The organism is Streptomyces pathocidini (assembly GCF_001418495.1).
Classification (GTDB): Bacteria; Actinomycetota; Actinomycetes; order Streptomycetales; family Streptomycetaceae; genus Streptomyces; species Streptomyces pathocidini.
In genome coordinates this window covers 1-2,193 of sequence record NZ_LIQY01000546.1, presented here as the reverse complement: position 1 = coordinate 2,193, position 2,193 = coordinate 1, and the positions used below count along the sequence as shown (strand labels likewise).

General features: G+C 72.8%; 1 protein-coding gene and 2 pseudogenes. All 3 read right to left on the bottom strand.

The window, feature by feature from the left end:
* Positions 1-230: 230 nt before the first annotated feature.
* Positions 231-421: pseudogene (locus AOK16_RS27770) on the bottom strand (hypothetical protein); the annotation flags it as partial.
* 89 nt (positions 422-510) lie between these two features.
* Positions 511-1,782, bottom strand: coding sequence for a glycosyltransferase family 4 protein (locus AOK16_RS22325; RefSeq protein ID WP_055473960.1), 1,272 nt, complete (start codon positions 1,780-1,782; stop codon positions 511-513).
* 175 nt (positions 1,783-1,957) lie between these two features.
* A pseudogene (locus AOK16_RS22320) lies at positions 1,958-2,173 on the bottom strand (ABC transporter substrate-binding protein); the annotation flags it as partial.
* Between the last annotated feature and the right edge of the window lie 20 nt (positions 2,174-2,193).

Below are 2,193 nucleotides of genomic sequence, written 5' to 3'. Positions count from 1 at the left end.
ACCCCGTACAGCCGCCCCTGGACCGTCACCACCCCGTCCGCGAGCCGGATTTCGCCCGCCTCGGCGTGCGGGGCGCGCGCCCAGCCGCGCACCGAGAGGTTGCCGTGCTTGGTGGCGTACGGGATGCGGGCGACGACCGAGGGGCGGTCCGGGTCCGGGCGGCGGTCCACGAGCGAGCGCAGGTCGAGCACGCCGGGTACGAGCCGCTGCTCCTCGCCCTCGCCGCCGNNAGCGGCAGCCGCACCTCGTCGGCCGCCGTCTCCCCGCCGCGGCGCCGCAGGACGAGCGCGGCGTCCCAGCTGTCCGGGTTGGAGCCGGACGGGCCGCAGTCGACCAGGTCGAAGGTGAGACCGCCCGCGGAGTCCGCGATGCAGTCGGCGCTGGGGTTCCCCCTGCCGGAAGCGAGGGGAGCGAGGGACACGGCGGGCTTCTCCTTCGGTGTCGGGGATGTCGGTGCGGGGGGTGCGGGAGTCCGTGCGGGAGGTGCCGGGGTCGGTTCGGCGGAGGTCGTCATGCCGTGCTCCCTCTGCCCAGCGCGGTGCGCCCGGCGTCCCGGACGGCGTACGCACCGCCGAGCAGCGTGCCTCTGGTGCGGTGCAGGGAGCCGCGCAGCCGGGCGCGGGCGCTGCCCCGGCCACCCTGGGCGACCAGGTCGGCGAAGAGGGACTCGTAGCGCCCGGCGACGTGGGTGGGGTCGAAGCGGGCGGCGCGCTCCAGGGCGGTGCGGCCCATCCGCAGCCGCAGCGCGTCGTCCTCGATCAGCTCCAGCAGGGCCGCGGCCACCGCGTCCGGTTTGCGCGGCGGGACCAGCCGGCCGTCCACGCCGTTCTCGATGATCTCGCCGGGGCCGTGCGGGCAGTCGGTGGAGACCACGGGGAGGCCGCAGCGCATGGCCTCGACGATCGTCATGCCGAAGGACTCCAGGCTGGAGGTGACGGCCGCGATGGAGCCCTTGGCCCACTCCGGCTCTATGGGGTTGGCCGGGCCCATCAGGAACACGTGGTTGTAGAGGCCGAGTTGGTCGATCAGGCGGCGCAGCTTGTCCTTCTCGGCGCCGCCGCCGTAGATCCGCAACCGCCAGTCGGGGCGCTTCTCGGCCACGGTGGCGAAGGCCCGGATGAGTACGTCGTACCGCTTGACCCTGGCCAGGCGACCGGCCGCCACGACCCACTTGCCGGTGCCGTCGGCGGGCTCGACAGCCGGCGCGGGCACGCTGTTGGGGACGGCCTCGACGCGTACGCCGGGCAGCCGCAGGCCACCGCGGTAGGCGGCGGCGTCCGCCTCGGTGACGGTGGTCACGGCGTCGAGCCGTGGGTAGAGGCCGCGCAGCTCCTTGCGCAGTTCGGGCGAGTGGCTGTCGAGCGTCAGATGCTCCTGGCCCACGCGCACCGGTCCGCGCCGGGCCTGCCGGGCGATGTGCGCGTTCAGCCCGGGCCGGGTGCCGACCAGCACATCGGCGTCCACGGTGCGCAGATGGCGGGCGATGCGCGCGTCGGTCAGTTCGCTGTACTGCCCGTAGCGCCCCTCGGCCTCCGGGAACACCCGTGCCGGGCGCCGGTGTTCGGGGCAGTCGCCCTCGTATTCCGGGCCGTCCTTGCGGAGGTCGACGAGATGGCTCAGCCGCACGTGCGCGCCGGGGTCGAAGACGGGCCGCTCGCGGTGGCGGAAGACCGAGACGATCTCCACATCGTGCTGTTCCCCGAGCGTGCGCGCGAGGTTGTACGTCGTACGGATGGTGCCGCCGATGCCGTACGCGTTGTGGATCAGGAATGAGATGTGCATCCGTCCCCGTATCTCATGGTTCCCCGCGGACGTCCCCGTCGTCCGCCTACCAAGTGGTAAGACCGGCTCTCCCGGTCCAGGGTTGGTCTCTATCACCAACTTGTTCCGGAAGAGATACGACATCGGTAGCGGAGATCGGGAACCGACCCGAACGGACGCCCGTCCAGGCGTACGGTCACGGCTTGTACGGCAGTTGCGGCACCGTGAAGCAGTTCCCTGACATGTCATCACCCTGGGTGATCCACCCACCGTGCCCGTCCCGCGCCCGGTCACTCCAACGAGCGACGGACAGGCAGCTGCGCCGGGTCCTGGGCGGCTCCTCCGACGGCCGGAAGGACGCCGGCAGCAGCCCGTCGGCGGTGTAGGGCTCCTCGCGATTCATGAACCGCTCGCCTCACGCGCGCGTGAGGC